This is a genomic window from Burkholderia sp. A2 (genome assembly GCF_001729305.1).
Classification (GTDB): Bacteria; Pseudomonadota; Gammaproteobacteria; order Burkholderiales; family Burkholderiaceae; genus Burkholderia; species Burkholderia sola.
Map to the genome: position 1 here is coordinate 15,762 of NZ_LZXX01000096.1, position 18,537 is coordinate 34,298.

Annotated in this window: 13 protein-coding genes and 1 pseudogene; 8 read left to right on the forward strand and 6 right to left on the reverse strand. The window is 69.1% G+C overall.

Annotated features, from left to right (window positions below):
- Positions 1 to 80: 80 nt before the first annotated feature.
- The gene (locus tag A9Z05_RS17700; protein WP_069619262.1) at positions 81 to 1,259 is read left to right on the forward strand and encodes a GNAT family N-acetyltransferase; all 1,179 of its coding nucleotides are present in this window, start codon (positions 81 to 83) and stop codon (positions 1,257 to 1,259) included.
- A 73-nt stretch (positions 1,260 to 1,332) separates the two neighbouring features.
- On the opposite strand, the gene A9Z05_RS17705 is transcribed toward A9Z05_RS17700, so the two are convergent.
- Positions 1,333 to 3,579: a glycoside hydrolase family 3 C-terminal domain-containing protein gene (locus tag A9Z05_RS17705; protein ID WP_069619263.1), complete on the reverse strand. Its 2,247-nt coding sequence runs from the start codon at positions 3,577 to 3,579 to the stop codon at positions 1,333 to 1,335.
- Positions 3,580 to 3,730: 151 nt separating this feature from the next.
- On the opposite strand from A9Z05_RS17705, the gene A9Z05_RS17710 reads away from it, so the two are divergent.
- Positions 3,731 to 4,765: an AraC family transcriptional regulator gene (locus tag A9Z05_RS17710; RefSeq protein ID WP_069619264.1), complete on the forward strand. Its 1,035-nt coding sequence runs from the start codon at positions 3,731 to 3,733 to the stop codon at positions 4,763 to 4,765.
- A 49-nt stretch (positions 4,766 to 4,814) separates the two neighbouring features.
- Positions 4,815 to 5,663, forward strand: coding sequence for a GIY-YIG nuclease family protein (locus A9Z05_RS17715; protein WP_069619265.1), 849 nt, complete (start codon positions 4,815 to 4,817; stop codon positions 5,661 to 5,663).
- 54 nt (positions 5,664 to 5,717) lie between these two features.
- On the opposite strand, the gene ppa is transcribed toward A9Z05_RS17715, so the two are convergent.
- A complete protein-coding gene (gene ppa, locus A9Z05_RS17720) occupies positions 5,718 to 6,245 on the reverse strand; it encodes an inorganic diphosphatase (protein WP_006489643.1) in 528 nt (175 codons plus the stop codon).
- Between the two features lie 390 nt (positions 6,246 to 6,635).
- On the opposite strand from ppa, the gene A9Z05_RS17725 reads away from it, so the two are divergent.
- The 4 genes from A9Z05_RS17725 to A9Z05_RS17740 all read left to right on the forward strand — a co-directional run bounded on the left by A9Z05_RS17725 (position 6,636) and on the right by A9Z05_RS17740 (position 10,775).
- Complete coding sequence (locus A9Z05_RS17725; RefSeq protein WP_069619266.1) at positions 6,636 to 8,075, forward strand: aldehyde dehydrogenase family protein; 1,440 nt, start codon at positions 6,636 to 6,638, stop codon at positions 8,073 to 8,075.
- Positions 8,076 to 8,160: 85 nt separating this feature from the next.
- Entirely contained in the window at positions 8,161 to 8,919 is a 759-nt protein-coding gene (locus A9Z05_RS17730) for an SDR family oxidoreductase (RefSeq protein WP_069619267.1), read from the forward strand.
- 142 nt (positions 8,920 to 9,061) lie between these two features.
- Positions 9,062 to 10,366: an MFS transporter gene (locus A9Z05_RS17735; protein ID WP_069619268.1), complete on the forward strand. Its 1,305-nt coding sequence runs from the start codon at positions 9,062 to 9,064 to the stop codon at positions 10,364 to 10,366.
- Between the two features lie 43 nt (positions 10,367 to 10,409).
- Positions 10,410 to 10,775 carry a DUF4180 domain-containing protein gene (locus A9Z05_RS17740; RefSeq protein ID WP_069619269.1) on the forward strand — a complete coding sequence of 122 codons (366 nt, stop codon included), beginning with the start codon at positions 10,410 to 10,412 and terminating at the stop codon, positions 10,773 to 10,775.
- 91 nt (positions 10,776 to 10,866) lie between these two features.
- Here A9Z05_RS17740 and A9Z05_RS17745 read toward each other — a convergent pair whose 3' ends face one another.
- Genes A9Z05_RS17745 through hemC form a run of 3 tightly spaced genes read right to left on the reverse strand, consistent with a single transcriptional unit; the run spans position 10,867 to position 15,031 of the window.
- Complete coding sequence (locus A9Z05_RS17745) at positions 10,867 to 12,054, reverse strand: heme biosynthesis protein HemY (RefSeq protein ID WP_069619270.1); 1,188 nt, start codon at positions 12,052 to 12,054, stop codon at positions 10,867 to 10,869.
- Between the two features lie 2 nt (positions 12,055 to 12,056).
- On the reverse strand, positions 12,057 to 14,027 hold the full coding sequence (hemDX, locus tag A9Z05_RS17750) for a fused uroporphyrinogen-III synthase HemD/membrane protein HemX (RefSeq protein ID WP_069619271.1): 1,971 nt from the start codon (positions 14,025 to 14,027) through the stop codon (positions 12,057 to 12,059).
- Entirely contained in the window at positions 14,027 to 15,031 is a 1,005-nt protein-coding gene (gene hemC / locus A9Z05_RS17755; RefSeq protein ID WP_069619272.1) for a hydroxymethylbilane synthase, read from the reverse strand. The genes hemDX and hemC overlap by 1 nt, the downstream gene beginning before the upstream one ends.
- A 208-nt stretch (positions 15,032 to 15,239) precedes the next feature.
- On the opposite strand from hemC, the gene ppc reads away from it, so the two are divergent.
- Entirely contained in the window at positions 15,240 to 18,269 is a 3,030-nt protein-coding gene (gene ppc, locus A9Z05_RS17760) for a phosphoenolpyruvate carboxylase (RefSeq protein WP_069619273.1), read from the forward strand.
- 126 nt (positions 18,270 to 18,395) lie between these two features.
- Here ppc and A9Z05_RS17765 read toward each other — a convergent pair.
- A pseudogene (locus A9Z05_RS17765) lies at positions 18,396 to 18,537 on the reverse strand (SAM-dependent methyltransferase); the annotation flags it as partial.

Below are 18,537 nucleotides of genomic sequence, written 5' to 3' on the forward strand. Positions count from 1 at the left end.
CTTGAACGGCTGACGAAATCGATTCGGGCGCGGGCCACGGCGGCCCGCATCCGGCAACATCCAACGGTACGGATTCACGCTTGAAACACGAACGCATCGATTATCGCACGGGCATCCTGTCGTCCCCCGCCGAGGTGCCGGCCGACGAATGGAACGCGCTGCTCGCGGGCGACGCGCAGCCCACGCCGTTCCTGCGCCACGAATTCCTCGACGCGCTGCACGTCGCGCGCTGCGCGGTGGACGACACCGGCTGGTCGCCGCACTTCGTCACGCTGACCGACGCGCGCACCGGCCGGCTCGCGGCCGCCGCGCCCGTCTACGCGAAACAGCATTCGTACGGCGAATACGTGTTCGACTGGGCGTGGGCCGACGCATATCAACGCAACGACCTGCCCTACTACCCGAAGCTGCTGTGCGCGGTGCCGTTCACGCCGGTGCAGGGCACGCGGCTGCTCGCGGCCGACGACGACGCGCGCCGCCGGCTCGCGGCCACGCTGCTCGCGTTCGCCGAGCAGAGCGACGTGTCGTCGCTGCACGTGCTGTTCCCGACCGGCGACGAAGCGCGGCTGCTCGAATCGATGGGGATGATGCTGCGCGAAGGCGTGCAGTTCCACTGGCTCAACGACGGCTACCGCCACTTCGACGATTTCCTCGGCACGCTCGAGCAGAAGAAGCGCAAGAACATCCGCGCGGAGCGGCGCAAGGTACACGACGCGGGCGTGACCTTCCGGCGGCTCACTGGCGATCAAATCACCGACGCCGACTGGCGCTTCTTCTCGCGCTGCTATCGGCAAACGTACCGCGAGCATTATTCGAGCCCGTACCTGAACCTCGACTTCTTCCGCACGATCGGCGCGACGATGCCCGAGAACCTGCTGCTCGTGATCGCGGAAGCCGACGGCCGGCCGATCGCGAGCGCGCTCGCCGTGTACCGGCGCGGCGAGCACGGCGGCGGCACGCTGTACGGCCGCTACTGGGGCGCGATCGAGCACGTGCCCTGCCTGCATTTCGAAACCGCCTACTACCAGCTGCTCGAATTCTGCATCGAGGCCGGACTCGACACGTTCGAAGGCGGCGCGCAGGGCGAGCACAAGCTCGCGCGCGGTTTCCTGCCGACCGTCACGCACTCCGCGCACTGGCTCGCGCATCCGGCGTTTTCCGATGCGGTCGCGCGCTTTCTCGAACGCGAGACCGAGCATATCCACGCGTACGTCGACGAACTGCGCGAACACGATCCGTTCCGGCGCAACACCGGCTAGCGCCGTCCGACGCGCCGCGCACGCGGCGAAGCCACGCAAGTGCCCCGCCGCCTGCCGTCCGGCCGCCGCGCGTTCAGTGCGCGGCGAGCGTCACGGTCTGCGACAGCGCCTGCGGATCGCGCGACGACGCGGCCGTCGACAGCCCGTAGCTGCCCGCGCCGATCCGCCATGCGTGCGCGCTCGCATCCCACACCGCGAAGCGCTGCGCCGGCACCGCGACGCTGACCGTGCGCGCCTCGCCCGGCTGCAGCGCGACCTTGGTCCAGCCGACGAGCCGCTTCGGCGGCTCGCCGAGCGACGCGGGCAGCGCCGCGTAGATCTGCACCGTATGCGTACCGGCGCGCGCACCGGTGTTCGTCACCGTCACGCCGACCGTCACGTTGCCCGCGGCGTCAGCCTGCGCGGACATCGCCGACAACGCATACGTCGTGTACGACAGCCCGTAGCCGAACGGGAACAGCGGCTCGATCGCCTTCGCGTCGAACCAGCGATAGCCGTACGCGAGCCCTTCCGCGTAAACGTTCTGCAGGTTCGACGGATCGATCGTCGGCTGCGGCAGGTCGGCTTCCTGCTTCGGGAACGTGAGCGGCAGCCGGCCCGACGGGTTCGCGTCGCCGAACAGCAGGTCTGCGATCGCCTGGCCGCCTTGCGCGCCCGGATACCACACGTCCAGCACGCCATGCACGTTCGCGAGCCACGGCATCAACACCGGGCTGCCGTTCTCGAGCACGACGATCACGCGCCTGGCCTTCGCGGCGACCGCGGCGATCAGCGCGTTCTGGTCGTATTGCTGGTTGTACGGGTCCGCCTTCGCATCGGGCAACGACAGGCTCGCGAGGTCGAGCCCTTCCGTCTGCCACTGCGTGGCGAACACGATCGCGACATCGGCCTGTGCGGCCGCGCTCGCCGCGGCATTCGCGTCGGTCCCGTCGAGATAGCTGACCGACGCGTTCGGCGCCTTCGCACGAATCGCGGCGAGCGGCGCGGACTTGTACCAGGTCGCGCACCCGCCGAACAGCATGCCGGCCGGTTGCTGGCAGGACGTCACCGCGTTGCCGTCGATCGCCGGCACCGCGCCCGAGCCGCCGCCCGACAGCACGCCCGCGTCCGCATGGCCGCCGATCACGACGACCGACTTGAGCGCGCCGGCGGCGAGCGGCAGCACCGGCTGCGTGTCGCCCGGCGCGGCCGCGTTCTTCAGCAGCACCGCCGCTTGCCGTGCGATCGCGAGCGCATCGGCGTTGCCGGCGGCTTCGTCGATCGCGCCGCCCGGCTTCGGCGGCGCGTCCATCACGCCGATGCGAATCAGCGTGCGCAGCTTGCGCTGCACCATGTCGTTCAGCCGCGCGACCGACACGCTGCCGGCCTGCAGTGCCGCGCGCAGCTTCGAATTGAAGTACGAGCCGAGCGGCGCGTTGCCGTCGTCGGCCGCGCCGGGCTGTTCCTCGTCGAGCCCGGCCTGCACGGCCGCGACCGTCGAATGCGTCGCGCCCCAGTCGGACTGCACGACGCCCTTGAAACCCCACTCGTTCTTCAGCACCGTCGTCAGCAAATAGGGGTTCTCGCACGCATACACGCCGTTCAGCTTGTTGTACGAGCACATCACGTTGCCCGGCTGGCCCTCCTTCACGCCGATCTCGAACGCGAGCAGTTCGGCCTCGCGCATGGTTCGCTCGTCGACGACCGAATCGACCGTCATCCGGTTGGTTTCCTGGTCGTTGAACGCGAAATGCTTGATCGTCGCGATCACCTTCTGCGCCTGCGTGGCCTGCGTGCGCGCGGCGCTCAGCGTGCCCGCGAGCACCGGGTCCTCGCCCATGTATTCGAAGGTGCGGCCGTTGCGCGGCTCGCGCGCGAGGTTCACGCCGCCGCCGAGCCCCTCCGCGAAACCCAGCGCGCGCAGTTCGAGCGCGATGCGCGTGCCGTAGGCACCCGCGAGCGCCGGGTCCCACGTCGCCGCGAGCGCGACCGGCGCGGGCAGCGCGGTCACGCGCGCATTCTTCACGTTCACGCCGCCCGCCGAGTCGGCGCTGCTGACCGCCGGAATGCCGAGCCGCGGCACGCCCGGGATGTAGCTCGCGCCGTTCAGCGCGTCGTCCGGAAACGGGCCGCCCAGGCTAAGCGCCGGCATGCCGGTGCCATGCACGAGCTGCAGCTTTTCGTCGGTCGTCAGCTGCGCGACGAGCGCGGCCGCGCGCTGGTCGGCGGCCGCGTCGGGGTCGGTCGGGGCGTGAATGTCGTCGCCGCCGCACGATGCGAGCAACACCGTGAGCGCACACGCGGACGCAATCGTCGAACACCGGAACAGCGAAGTTTTCATTGATCCTCCAGAATCGTTCTGTTGTACTTGTCGCCTCACTCCAGCGTCCGATTCTAAAAATCGACCGGTCACCACGCTTGACCGGCAGGAGCATGCGTTGACCTCTCGCAGCGGGGACAAACCCGAACGGCATGACGACAGGGAGACAGACATGGAGTTGCAACAGAAATCGGTATCCGTCCGGATCTACCGCTGGCTGTGCGAGGACGCGCGCGTGAACGGCATCGATCCCGCACCGCTGTACGAGACGCTCGGCATCGGGCCGGCCGAACTCGCCGACGACATGCGCCGCATCGCGGGCGACCGGCACGTGGCCGCGATGCGGCTGACGAGCGCCTGGCCGCTGTCGTGGCGTCGCCCGCCGCCGCAGGTCGTGCCGTGGCTCGTGCAGTTTCCCGAACTCGCGGGCGTCACGTGCAACGCGGCGACGCTGCGGAGCGCGCTGCACGGCTATCTGCACTATCGCGAGCTGATCGGCAACGTCGACTGGGTGTTCGCGCACGAAAACGGCGACGCGATCGCGCTCGAGTACGTGAACGAAGGCGACGGCCGGCACGCGGGCAGCGCGTTCACGAACCTCGCGATCCTCGCGGCGCTCGCACGCCTGTACGACCCGCACGCGCGCATCGACGACGCCGAATTCGCCGGTCGCGCGTTCGCGCCCGTTGCCGCGCTGCGCGACATGCTCGGCGCACAGGTATCGTTCGACGCCGCGCACAACCGCCTCGTGCTGCGCTCCGCGCACTTCGATACGCCGTTCGAGCGCTACAACGCACCGCTCGCCGGCATCCAGCGGCATGCGGCCGACGCCGTGCGCGAGCGCGTGCGTGCACGTTCGACGTTCGGCTCGTCGGTCGAGCAATGTGTGCGCGACTGGCTGCGCACGTCCGACGACGCCGACGTACCGACCGATACGCTGATGCAGCACGTGTGCACGCGCTTCGCGATGTCGCGCTGGACGCTGCGCCGGCGGCTGCATCGCGAAGCCGTCGGTTTCCATGCGCTCGTCGCGCAGGCACGGCTCGGCGAGGCGCGCGACCTGCTGCTCAATACGCAGTTGCCGATCGGCGAGATCGGCGCGCGCGTCGGCTTTCGTTCGACGAGCGCGTTCACGCGCTTCTTCACGCGCGAACTCGGCGCGGCGCCGAGCCGCTTTCGCGACGGCCACGGCGACCGACGGCGTTGATGCGCGTTTTTTCTGAGACACTGGCGGCTTCGCATCCCGCCGCCCTGCCATGTCCTGGTTTCTATATCTGATCGAATGCGCCGACGACAGCGTCTACACGGGCATCACGACCGACGTCGCCGCGCGCTTCGACGAACACGCGTCCGGCAAGGGCGCGCGCTACACGCGCTCGCGCAAGCCGCGCGCGGTGCTCGCGTCGTTTCCGTTGCCAGACCGGTCGAGCGCGTCGCGCGCCGAATACTGGGTGAAGCGGCTCACGCCCGCGAAGAAGCGCGAGCTGGCGGCCGGGTTGCGGACGCTGGAATCGGTGTTGCCCGTGGTGGTCGCGCTCGACGAGAGCGGCGACACGGCCGCGACGAAGGCGATGGTGCGCGGGCGGAAGAAGGGGAAGGCGGAAAAGGTCGACGATGCGGCGGAAACGGCTGCAACGGAACAGGTTGCCGGGAAAAAGGTGAAGACGGGGAAAGTTGTCGGGTCTGCAGCAGCGACGAAAACGGCGAAGCCCGCGAAGCACAAACAAGCGTCGAAGTCGACGAAGGCAAATCAAGGCGCGCCGGACGCGAAACGTGCAAAAGCCGACGGCGATGCAACCGCAAAAACGACCGCATCGCGTCTCACACCGGTAAGGAAACCCGATCTGCCCGCATCCGCGTCGTCAAAAAGGAAGGCGCCGGCCGCCGCCGGCAAACCCGCCGCGAACGTACGCGAAGACGCCGCTTCCGCACCGGTCCGCCGCCGTCCTGCGGCCACGCAAGCCGCCGAAGCGACCGCTCCGTCCGTTGCCGCGCCCCGCGCCGGACGCGCGAAGAACGCACCGGCCACCGCGCTCCCGCCCGTCTCCGCTTCCGCCCGCCGGAAAACCGCGCGCGCAAAACAAAACCGCGCGGCCTCCTCCTGAGGAGACACGCGCGGTTCGCGTTCCGTACGAGCCGGCCGTCGGCCGGCACGCCGCTTACTTCTTGTAGTTCGCGGCGCCGTCGGTGATTTCCTTGTGCGCGGCTTCGATGCCGGCCCAGCCTTCGACCTTCACCCACTTGCCCTTCTCGAGCGCCTTGTATTGCTCGAAGAAGTGCTTGATCTGGTCCTTCAGGTACTCGGGAACGTCGTCGATCGTCTTCAGGTTCGCCGTCATCGGGCAGATCTTGTCGTGCGGCACCGCGACCAGCTTCGCGTCGACGCCCGACTCGTCGGTCATCTGCAGCATGCCGAGCACGCGCGAACGCACGATCGAGCCGGCCAGCAGCGGGAACGGCGTGATCACCAGCACGTCGACCGGATCGCCGTCGCCCGACAGCGTCTGCGGGATGTAGCCGTAGTTCACCGGGTAGCGCATGCCCGTGCCGATGAAGCGGTCGACGACGAGGAGGCCCAGTTCCTTGTCCGCCTCGTACTTCACCGGATCGCTTTGCGCGGGAATCTCGATGATCACGTTGAAATCTTGCGGCAGGTCCTTGCCGGCCGGAACATGATTGAAGCTCATGAGCACTCTCTGTAGGTCGATGGGAATTCGGGACAGGGCGCCGCGGCCGATGCACCGCCGCGGGCGTCCCCCAAAAAGGAATGCGCCATTATAGCCAATCGACCGGTGGCGTCCGGATGACGATCGGCGCGATAATCGTTCCGGATGTCCGGCCGTCGAACCGGCGGCGGCGTGGCACGTCGATTACAAAGCATGGCACCCGGGTAAGCGCTGAAGCGCTAACTTGAGTCGACCGCTATGCATGGGACCCGGGTAAGCGCTAAAGCGCAAACTTGGATCGACCGCTATGCATGGGACCCAAGTAAGCGCTAAAGCGCTAACTTGGATCGACCGCTATGCATGGGACCCAAGTAAGCGCTAAAGCGCTAACTTGGGTCGACAGGAGGAGGCATGGAAGAGGCGAAGCACTTCATCGCGGGCGAATGGACGTTGCCCGCGCAACTGGAAACCATCGCGGTCGTCGATCCGTCCGACGGCCTGCCGTTCGCGACGATCGCACGCGGCACCGCGCCCGACATCGAGCGCGCGGTCGCCGCGGCCCGCGACGCGTTCGCGGGCCCGTGGGGCGCCGCGAGCGCCGCCGAACGCGGCCGCGTGCTGATGCGGCTGTCGGCGCGCGTGGCCGATTCGATCGAGGAACTCGCCGCGATCGAGGCGCGCGACACCGGCAAGCCGCTGAAACAGGCACGCGCCGATGCAGCCGCGCTCGTACGCTACTTCGAGTTCTACGCGGGCGCCGCCGACAAGCTGCACGGCGAAACCCTCCCCTACCAGGCCGGCTACACCGTGCTGACGGTGCGCGAGCCGCACGGCGTCACGGGCCATATCGTGCCGTGGAACTACCCGATGCAGATCTTCGGGCGCAGCGTGGGCGCGGCGCTCGCGGCCGGCAACGCATGCGTGGTCAAACCGGCCGAGGACGCGTGCCTATCCGTGCTGCGCGTCGCCGAGCTGGCCACCGAGGCCGGGCTGCCGGCCGGCGCGCTCAACGTCGTCACCGGCTACGGCCATGAAGCGGGCGCCGCGCTCGCCCGCCATCCGGGCATCGATCACATCTCGTTTACGGGTTCGCCAGCCACCGGCAAGCTGGTCACGCAGATGGCGGCCGAGAACCACGTGCCGGTCACGCTCGAACTCGGCGGCAAGTCGCCGCAAATCGTGTTCGCCGACGCCGATCTCGACGCGGCGCTGCCCGTGCTCGTGTCCGCGATCGTGCAGAACGGCGGGCAAACGTGCTCGGCCGGCAGCCGCGTGCTGATCGAGCGCGCGGTGTACGAGCCGCTCGTCGAGCGCCTCGCCACCGCATTCAACGGGCTGCGCGTCGGCCCGAGCCGCGCCGATCTCGACTGCGGCCCGCTGATCAACGCGAAGCAGCAGCAGCGCGTGTGGGATTTCCTGTCCGACGCGCAGCACGACGGCATTCCGATGGCCGCGCACGGGCAGGTCGTCGCCGACGCGCCCGAAAGCGGCTTCTACCAGGCGCCCGCGCTGTTGCGCGACGTGCCGCCGTCGCACCGGCTCGCGCAGGAGGAAGTGTTCGGTCCCGTGCTCGCGGCGATGCGTTTCGTCGACGAGGACGAAGCCGTCGCGCTCGCGAACGGCACGCCGTACGGCCTCGTCGCAGGCATCTGGACACGCGACGGCGCCCGCCAGATGCGGCTTGCGCGGCGCCTGCGCGCGGGTCAGGTGTTCATCAACAACTATGGCGCGGGCGGCGGCGTCGAGCTGCCGTTCGGCGGCGTCGGCCATTCGGGCCATGGCCGCGAGAAAGGTTTCGAGGCGCTGTACGGCTTCACCGCGCTGAAGACGATCGCAATCCGGCACGGCTGAACGCGCGGCGCGGGATATGCGGCCGGCCGCGCCCGGCCGCATATCGACACACGACGACTCTCGTCACCAGCACAGGAGACACACCATGCGGTTGAGCGGCAAGACGGCCATCGTCACGGGCGGCGGCTCGGGATTCGGCGAAGGCATCGCGAAGACGTATGCGCGCGAAGGCGCGAACGTCGTCGTCAACGACCTGAACGGCGCGGCGGCCGAGCGCGTCGCGAGCGAGATCGCGCTGGCGGGCGGCAAGGCGATCGCGGTGGCCGGCGACGTGTCGAAGGAGGACGACTGGCGCGCGCTGCTGCAGGCCGCGCTCGACGATTTCCATTCGGTGCGGATCGTCGTGAACAACGCGGGCACCACGCACCGCAACAAGCCCGTGCTCGACGTGACGGAGGCCGAATTCGACCGCGTGTACGCGGTCAACATGAAGAGCCTGTTCTGGTGCGTGCAGACCTTCGTGCCGTACTTTCGCGCGCAGGGCGGCGGCGTGTTCGTGAACGTCGCGTCGACGGCCGGCGTGCGGCCGCGCCCGGGCCTCGTCTGGTACAACAGCACGAAGGGCGCGATGATCACCGCGAGCAAGTCGCTCGCGGCCGAGCTCGGCGCCGACCGCATCCGCGTGAACTGCATCAACCCGGTGCTCGGCGAAACCGCGCTGATGACCGAGTTCATGGGCTGCGAGGATACGCCGGAAAATCGCCGCCGCTTCCTCGCGACGATCCCGCTCGGCCGCTTCTCGACGCCGCAGGACATCGCGAACGCCGCGCTGTATCTTGCGTCCGACGAAGCCGAATTCATCACCGGCGTGTGCCTCGACGTCGACGGCGGACGCTGCATCTAGTCGTACCGGGCCGCATGATTACCCGTCTTGCTTCACACGAAACCGGATCGGACGCGCCGCTGCGTCTGCGCCGGCCAACTACAACGACAGCGGTACACGGGATCCAGGTAACCGCTACGCGCTAACTTAGACAGGAGACAACATGGCAACATCGACGCAATCGCTGCCGGGCTCGTCCGGCGCATTCGAAGAAGCAACCTATCGCAAGGTGTCGTGGCGGCTCCTGCCGCTCCTGCTGCTGTGCTACGTGGTCGCGTATCTCGACCGCGTGAACGTCGGGTTCGCGAAGCTGCAGATGGCGAGCGACCTGAACCTGAGCGATACCGTGTACGGGCTCGGCGCGGGGATCTTCTTCTTCGGCTATTTCCTGTTCGAGGTGCCGAGCAACATCATCCTGCACAAGGTCGGCGCCCGCGTGTGGATCGCCCGCATCATGGCGACGTGGGGCGTGATCTCGATCCTGACGATGTTCGTCACGACGCCCGCGATGTTCTACGTGATGCGCTTCCTGCTCGGCGTCGCCGAAGCGGGCTTCTTCCCCGGCGTGATCCTCTACCTCACCTACTGGTATCCCGCGCACCGGCGCGGCCGGATGACGACGTTCTTCATGACGGCCGTCGCGCTGTCCGGCGTGATCGGCGGACCGATCTCCGGCTTCATCCTGAAGGCGTTCGACGGCGTGAGCGGCTGGCACGGCTGGCAATGGCTGTTCCTGCTCGAAGGCATTCCGTCGGTGCTCGCCGGCGTGCTCGTGTTCTTCGCGCTCGACGAGCGGATCGTGAAGGCGACGTGGCTGACCGACGAAGAAAAGGCGCTGCTCGCCCGCAACGTCGACGCGGAGGAAGCCGCCAAGGAAGACCCGCCGCTCGGCGCCGTGATGTCGAGCCCGCGCGTCTGGCTGATGGCGCTGATCTATTTCTCGTTCGTGATGGGGCTCTACGGCGTCGGCTTCTGGCTGCCGACGATCATCAAGGCGACGGGCGTGACCGACACGCTCATGATCGGCCTGCTGTCGGCGATTCCCTATGCGGCCGCGGTGGTCGCGATGATCCTGATCGCGCGCAGCGCGGACAAGCGCCGCGAACGCCGCTGGCACCTCGCGATTCCGGCCGCGATCGGCGCGCTCGGCCTCGTGCTGTCGGTGATCTGGGCGCACCAGACTGCGCTCGCGATGCTCGGTCTCACGCTCGCGACGATCGGCATCCTGACGACGCTGCCGCTGTTCTGGAGCCTGCCGACCGCCTTCCTCGGCGGCACGGCCGCCGCGGCCGGCATCGCGATGATCAACTCGATCGGCAACCTCGCGGGCTTCCTGAGCCCGTACCTGATGGGCTGGCTCAAGCAGGCGACGAGCACCAACGATGCGGGCATGTACATGCTGGCCGGCTTCCTCGTGCTCGGCGGGCTGCTGGCGCTGTCGGTGCCGAAGCGGCTCGTCGACAAGTGACGACGCGCGGCGCGTAACGATCATGTCGACGGAGTCAACCCGCATGCCCCACCGAATCGTTCAGGTAGCCGGCAGCCGTGTGCTGGTCCGCGATCCTTCCGCCGGCCTCGTGCAGCGGGAAAGCGACGCGCTCGATCTCGTCGCGCTCGCACACGAGCATGAAGCCGACTGGATCGCCGTTCCCGCCGACACGCTGCACGACGACTTCTTCCGGCTCGACAGCAGGCTGGCCGGCACCGTGCTGCAAAAGCTGGCCAACTACGGCGTCCGGCTCGGCGTCGTCGGCGACATCGACCGTTGGCTCGCGCACAGCGAAGCGCTGCGCGCGCTCGTTCGCGAGTGCAATCGCGGGCAATCGGTCTGGTTCGCCGCAAGCGAGGACGACCTGCTGCGCAGGCTCGGCGCGTAACGCGCCGCGCGCCCCGCTGCCTCGCGACGGACGAAAAAAAGCCCCGAAGGCCGATCGGCGTTCGGGGCTTTTTGCGCGGCGCGGCGCAGCGTCACACCACGGTGATCGCCAGCGCGCTTTCGCGGTAGTGCTTCGCGGCCTTGTCGGTTTCGCCGAGCTGCTCGAACAGGCGGGCGAGCGCGCGATGCGCGCGCACCTTCAGCGCCTCGTTGTCGGCCAGCTTCAGCGCCGACTCGAGGAACGACTGCGCCTTGCCCCACAGCTGCTGCTGCTGGCAGAGACGGCCGAGCGCGAACAGCAGGTCGGCATCCTCCGGATGATCCTTCTTCCAGCCTTCGGCCCTCTGGATCAGCGGCAGCGCATCGGCGCCGGCCGTGTCCGGGTAACGGCGCAGCAGGCGCGCATCCCAGTTGTGCGCGAGCGCGTCCTCGACGATGCGGCGCGCTTCGTTGCGGCGCTCGAGCGGCACGAGCAGTTCGGCCGCGAGATCGGCCAGGCGCGGCGACTGGCGCTCGACCGGCGACAGCGACTGCCACACTTCGAGCAGCGCATCCGGGTCGTGCCGGCGCTCGCGCAGCAGGTTTTCCGCCGCCTGCTGGCGCAGCCGCACGGCCGCGGCCGGATGCAGCGCCTCGCGCTTCTCGAGCGCCTTCGCGAGCTTCAGCACCTCGGCCCAGTTCTTCAGTTGCTGCTGCGCCCGCAGCGCGACCTGCTGCGCATGAATGCGCTTGCCGCCGGCCTGCATGTCGGCCAGCGCGGCGAGCGCGCCGTCGGCGTCGCGCGCATCCGCGCGCATGTCGGCCGCGGCAAGCAGCCGCGCATCCTGCCATTCGGGCGCGTCGACCTTCGACAGCCAGTCGTCGCGGCGCGTGTACTCGTGCATCCGGTGCGCGGCCGTGGCGCCGACGAGACTCGCGGCGCCCAGGTTCGCATCGACGGCCAGCGCTTCACGCGCGGCCTTCTCCGCACGCGAGAAGCGGCCCGCGTACAGGTTCGCGATCGCATCGCGCAGCGACGCCTGCGCCTTCTCGTTGCGCGAACGCGCCCGATACGCGGCGACCCGCTGCGGCATGCGCCAGATGTTGCGCACGATGCGCAGCAGTGCGTACACGACGATGAACAGCACGACGATGGCGATCACGAACAGGTTCAGCGACACGTCGATCCGGTACGGCGGATAGACGAGCAGCACCTGCCCCGCGTCGAAACGGCCGACGGTGGCGAGCGCCGCGGCGATCGCGAACAGGACCGCGAGCCAGACGATTCCTCGAAGCGTCATCGTTACCCCCGGCTCTTGAACTGCTGAACGGCGTTCAGGCTCGTGTTCAGGTTCGGCACCGCGACCGTCAGCGATGCGCCGTCGACCTGCCTGAGCAGATCCTCGACGATCTGCGTGTCCTTCGACGCCTGATCGAAATACTTGCCCAGCGACGCCTGGGCGGCGTGCAGGTCGGCCTTCATCGCGCTGTCGTTGCGCGCCAGCAGCGACAACCGCGCGGTGAGCAGGCGCAGCTTCACGTTCTCGCGCACGAAGTAGCCCTGGTCGGGCGACGCGAGCATCGCGTCCGCGTTGTCGATCCGGCGCACCTGCACGAGGCCCTTCAATTGCTGGCCGAGGCCGGCCGAGAAGTCGTGCCACCACACCTTCCAGCGCGGCTCGCCGGCCGCGACCGACGACGCGGTGTCGTCCGGCGCGGCCTTCGGCGCCGCGTGCGGCACGATCGCCTCGCCGGACAGCGGCAGCGCGTCGATTTTGGCGATCGCGTCGTCGAGCTTGATCGCGAGGCCGGTGAGATCGGCCGCCGGCGCGGCCTTCAGCTTCTCGATGTCCTGCGCGAGCGCCTTGCGCACCGTGACGGCCTGCGCGCTCTGCGACGTCGCGAGACGCGCGTCGGCGTTCTGCAGCGCGATCAGCGCGAGCTGCGTGTTGCCGGTCAGTTGAAGCTGCTGGCTCGCGCTCGACAGCATCTGGTCGACTTCCTCGAGCATCCACGCATCGCGGTTGCGCGACAGGTCCTGGTATTGCTGCTGCAGCGCCTGCTGCGCGCTCTGCGCATCGGCGAGCTTGCCGTCGAGTTGCGCGAGTTGCGTGTCGACCTGGTGCGTGCTGGCAAGCGCCTGCTCGGTCTTCGTCCGCGTTTCGGCCACTTGCGCGTCGAGCGCCTTCTGGCGCGCGACGAACGTGCCGTCGAGCCGGTCGATCTTGCGGTTCAGCGCGTAGCCGCCGACACCCGCCGCGCAGCCGAGCACGACGACGACGAACCACAGCACCGCGCTGCCGCCGCGGCGCGCACGCGGTTCGGGCGCGAGATAAGGAGGGCTGGACGGCGGCGCGGATGCAGCGGCCGGCTGGGAAGCGACGCTTTTGGAATCGTTGGTATCTGTCATGCGTTTAGTCACCGGTGCGGCTGTCGCCGGTTGGACGGCCTCGTCGGCCATCGTTCGAAACGCGCGGACGATGCGCTCATCGCCCGCGCCGGTCAGCGTAATCCTATCAAAACCCAATGCACGCGCGGTCTGCTCGATCCGCGGGTGCGGCGTGACGAGCGGCGCATGCTTCAGCGCGTCGATCTCGGCATCGTTCAGGTGGGCCCGCGCGAGCTCGTGCAGGTTGCGCACGCCTTCCGAGCTCGTGACGAGCCACGCGTGCGGCTGGCCGTCGAGCAGCGCGTGCACGCGCTCCCACGCGCCGACGCGCGGCTCCGGCACGACGCGCCGGTACGCGGCGACGAGCGTGACGTCCGCCCCGGCCTCGCGCAGGCGCTCGGCGAGCCATTCGCGCCCGCCGTCGCCGCGCACGATCAGTACGCGCTTGCCCGCCAGCGCCTGCGCGCCGCCGAACGCGGCCTCGATGCTCGCGAACAGGCTTTCCGAATCGTAATGGGGCACGCCGCCGTCGGCCGGCGCCTGCGGCGCGATCACGCGATGCGCGGGCGCCGCGATGCCGCGGCGCTCGAGCGCCGCGACACTGCCGGGCCCGACCACGCCGACCGGCAGCGCGTTCGGCCAGATCGCGTCGTACCGCGCGAGCGCGCGGTCGATCGCGTTCGGCGACACGAAAATCACCAGCGCGTAGTCGGCCAGCGCCGCGAACGCGGCGTCGAGCGGCGCCGGATCGTCGACCGGCGCGATATCGATCAGCGGGAATTCGAGCACGTCGCAACCGGCGTCGGCCAATTGCGACGCGAGCGCGTCGGACTGCCCGTCCGGACGCGTCAGGACAGCGGTGAACGCGCGCGCGCCGCCCGCCATCAGGCGTCGCCCTTGCCCGCGGCCTGCGAGCCCGCGAGCAGCGCCTGGACGATGTCGAGCGCGCCTTGCGCCTCGAGTTCGTCGGACACCGCGCGGCCGAGCGCGAGCGCATCGGCGACGGTCATGACCGCGCCGCACGCGTCGGCCGTCAGCACGCGCTTGCCGTCGGTGGTCGACACGCGGCCCGTGAGGTACAGCTCGCCCGCGCGCCACACTGCGTGCGCGGCGAGCGGCACCTCGCAACTGCCGCCGAGCGCGCGCGACACCATCCGCTCGGCCTCGACCGCAAGCGCGGTCCGCGGGTCGTGCAGCGGCGCGAGCCACGCGGCGACATCGCCGCGGTGCGCGGCGATCTCGATGCCGAGCGCGCCCTGGCCGGCTGCGGGCGGGCTGGCTTCGACGTCGAGCAGCGCACGGATCCGCGTTTCGAGGCCGAGGCGTTTCAGGCCGGCGGCCGCGAGGATGATCGCCGCGTAGTCGCCGCGGTCGAGCTTCGCGAGGCGCGTGTCGAGGTTGCCGCGCAGCGGCAGGACATCGAGATGCGGGTAGCGCGAACGCAGCATCGCCTCGCGGCGCAGGCTCGACGTGCCGACGACCGCGCCAGCCGGCAGCGCGTCGAGCGACGCGTAGTCGTTCGACACGAACGCGTCGCGCGGATCTTCGCGTTCCATGATCGCGGCAAGCGAGAAGCCGTCGGGCAGCGCCATCGGCACGTCCTTCAGCGAATGCACGGCGAGATCGGCGCGGCCGTCGGCCAGCGCGGCCTCCAGTTCCTTCACGAACAGGCCCTTGCCGCCGACCTTCGACAGCGTGCGATCGAGAATCTGATCGCCGCGCGTCGTCATCCCGAGGATTTTCACGTCACAAGCTGGATATAATTTGCGCAGCGCATCACGCACATGTTCGGCTTGCCACATCGCCAGGCGGCTCTCGCGCGAAGCAATCGTCAACGTCGCGGGCGGCTGTGCCTGCTGCGGCCCGGCCGCGGGGGTCTCGGAATTCATTGCTGGAACATCGAAGGACGGGATTGAAGATCGAACAATGGTAGCACGCACGCCCCGGCCCGCCCGGGCCCCGAGCCTGCGCCCGGCCTGCTTCCGCGCGGGTTGCGGCGCCGTTGTGCGGATGTGCCGCACGTAGCTGGTTGCTTGACCGCAGTTCCCGCAGTTTCCGCAGTTCCTTTTGACTCGAGCTTTCCCAAGGAAACCCATCGTGAAGTCTTCCGGATCGGCGCGTACGGCGCGCCGCAATGCTGCCTTGCCCTCCCCCGATGCCTCGACGGGCACGCTCGCCACCGCCGCGAACGGCCGTGCGAAAACGGCAACGAAACCCACGGCAACGAAACCGAAAGACCCGATACGTCAGACAAAACGCGCGACGAAAGCCCCCGGCCCCGCCGCCCGCAATGCCGTCGCGCCGAAGGCCGGCACCCGCACGCGCGACGACAAGGATCGCCCGCTGTTCGAGGACATCCGCTTCCTCGGCCGCCTGCTCGGCGACGTCGTGCGCGAACAGGAAGGCGATACGGTGTTCGACGTCGTCGAGACGATCCGCCAGACCGCGGTCAAGTTCCGCCGCGAGGACGACAGCGAAGCCGCGCAGACCCTCGAGAAGAAGCTGCGCAAGCTGACGCCCGAGCAGACGGTGAGCGTCGTGCGCGCGTTCAGCTATTTCTCGCACCTGGCGAACATCGCGGAAGACCGTCACCACAACCGCCGCCGCCGCATCCACGCGCTGGCCGGCTCCGCGCCGCAGCCCGGCACGGTCGCATATGCGCTCGACCAGCTGAAAACCACCGGCAACGCGTCGAAGCGCCTGCTGCAGCGCTTCTTCGACGATGCGCTGATCGTGCCGGTGCTGACCGCGCACCCGACCGAAGTGCAGCGCAAGAGCATCCTCGACGCGCAGCACGACATCGCGCGCCTGCTCGCCGAACGCGACCAGGAGCTGACCGCGCGCGAGCGCCAGTACAACGAAGCGATGCTGCGCGCACGCGTGACCGCGCTGTGGCAGACGCGCATGCTGCGCGACTCGCGCCTGACGGTCGGCGACGAGATCGAGAACGCGCTGTCGTACTACCGCGCGACGTTCCTCGACGAGCTGCCCGCGCTGTACGGTGATATCGAGGCCGCGCTCGCCGAGCACGGCCTGTCGGCCCGCGTGCCCGCGTTCTTCCAGATGGGCAGCTGGATCGGCGGCGATCGCGACGGCAACCCGAACGTGACGGCCGCGACGCTCGACGAGGCGATCAACCGCCAGGCCGCGGTGATCCTCGAGCATTATCTGGAACAGGTGCACAAGCTCGGCGCCGAGCTGTCGGTATCGAACCTGCTGGTCGGCGCGAACGACGCGGTGAAGGCGCTCGCGGCAGCATCGCCCGACCAGTCGCCGCATCGCGTCGACGAACCGTATCGCCGCGCGCTGATCGGTATCTACACGCGGCTCGCCGCGAGCGCGCGCGTGCGTCTCGGCGAAGGCACGGTGCCCGTGCGCAGCGCGGGCCGCGGCGCGCCGCCGGTGCGCGCGATCCCGTATGAGGATTCCGAAGCGTTCGTCGCCGATTTGAAAGTGCTGACCGCGTCGCTCGACGAACACCACGGCGCGTCGCTCGCCGCGCCGCGCCTCGCGCCGCTCGTGCGCGCGGCCGAAGTGTTCGGCTTCCATCTCGCGAGCATCGACCTGCGCCAGAGTTCCGACATCCACGAGGCGGTGGTCGCCGAGCTGTTCGCGCGCGCGGGCGTCGAGGCCGACTATGCGGCGCTCGCCGAGGAAGACAAGCTGCGCGTGCTGCTCGCCGCGCTCGCCGATCCGCGCCCGCTGCGCTCGCCGTACCTCGAATACTCGGCGCTCGCGCAGAGCGAGCTCGGCGTGTTCGAGAAGGCACGCGAGGTCCGCGCGCAATTCGGTGCGCGTGCGGTGCGCAACTACATCATTTCGCACACGGAAACCGTCAGCGACCTCGTCGAGGTACTGCTGCTGCAGAAGGAGACGGGCCTGCTCGAAGGCACGCTCGGCGCGCCGGGCAGCGACGCGCGCAACAGCCTGATGGTGATCCCGCTGTTCGAGACGATTCCCGACCTGCGCGACGCGTCGCGCATCATGCGCGACTACTTCGCGCTGCCGGGCATCGACGCGCTGATCGCGCACCAGGGCGCCGAGCAGGAAGTGATGCTCGGCTACTCGGACAGCAACAAGGACGGCGGCTTCCTCACGTCGAACTGGGAGCTGTATCGCGCGGAACTCGCGCTCGTCGACCTGTTCCGCGAGCGCAAGATCACGCTGCGGCTGTTCCATGGGCGAGGCGGCACGGTCGGCCGCGGAGGCGGCCCGACCTACCAGGCGATCCTGTCGCAGCCGCCGGGCACCGTGAACGGGCAGATCCGCCTGACCGAACAGGGCGAGGTGATCGCGAGCAAGTTCTCGAACCCGTCGATCGGCCGGCGCAACCTCGAGACGGTCGTCGCCGCGACGCTCGAGGCGTCGCTGCTGCCGCAATCGAACGCACCGGCACAGTTGCCCGCGTTCGAGGCCGCGATGCAGACGCTGTCCGATTCGGCGATGGCCGCGTACCGCGCGCTCGTCTACGAAACCCCGGGCTTCACCGACTACTTCTTCTCGTCGACGCCCATCACCGAGATCGCCGAGCTGAACATCGGCAGCCGCCCGGCGTCGCGCAAGCTGCAGGATCCGAAGCAGCGCAGGATCGAGGATCTGCGCGCGATTCCGTGGGGCTTCTCGTGGGGCCAGTGCCGGTTGCTGCTGACCGGCTGGTACGGCTTCGGCAGCGCGGTGAGCGCCTATCTCGACGGCGCGCAGGACGACGCCGAACGCGCGAAGCGCGTGACGCTGCTGAAGAAGATGAACAAGACCTGGCCGTTCTTCGCGAACCTGCTGTCGAACATGGACATGGTGCTCGCGAAGACCGATCTCGCGGTCGCGTCGCGCTATGCGCAGCTCGTGTCCGACCGCAAGCTGCGCAAGCACGTGTTCGGGCGGATCGTCGCGGAATGGGAGCGCACGTCGCAGGCGCTCGCGGAAATCACCGGGCAGGAAGGCCGCCTCGCGAACAACCCGCTGCTCGCGCGCTCCATCAAGAACCGCTTCCCGTATCTCGATCCGCTGAACCACCTGCAGGTCGAGCTGATCAAGCGTCACCGCGCGGGTGACACCAACGCGCGGCTGCGCCGCGGGATTCACCTGACGATCAACGGGATCGCGGCCGGCCTGCGCAACACCGGCTGATCCGCAGGCCGCGCGGGCGCCGGGCGTGTTCGGCGCCGGCCGTAATAACGAAAGCCGCGATACGCGTTCCTGCGTATCGCGGCTTTTTTCATGCGCCGGCGCAACGCTGCAGTGCGCGCCGCATGCTCAGTGCGCGTCGATCAGCAACGCATCGTGCTCGAACGACCCGTCAGCCCGCACCGCGTAATAGCCGCGCACCTCGTCCGGCGCATGCGCCCACAGCGCACGAATCCCGGCGACGCTGTCGGCCGGCGTGCGGATGCGCGCG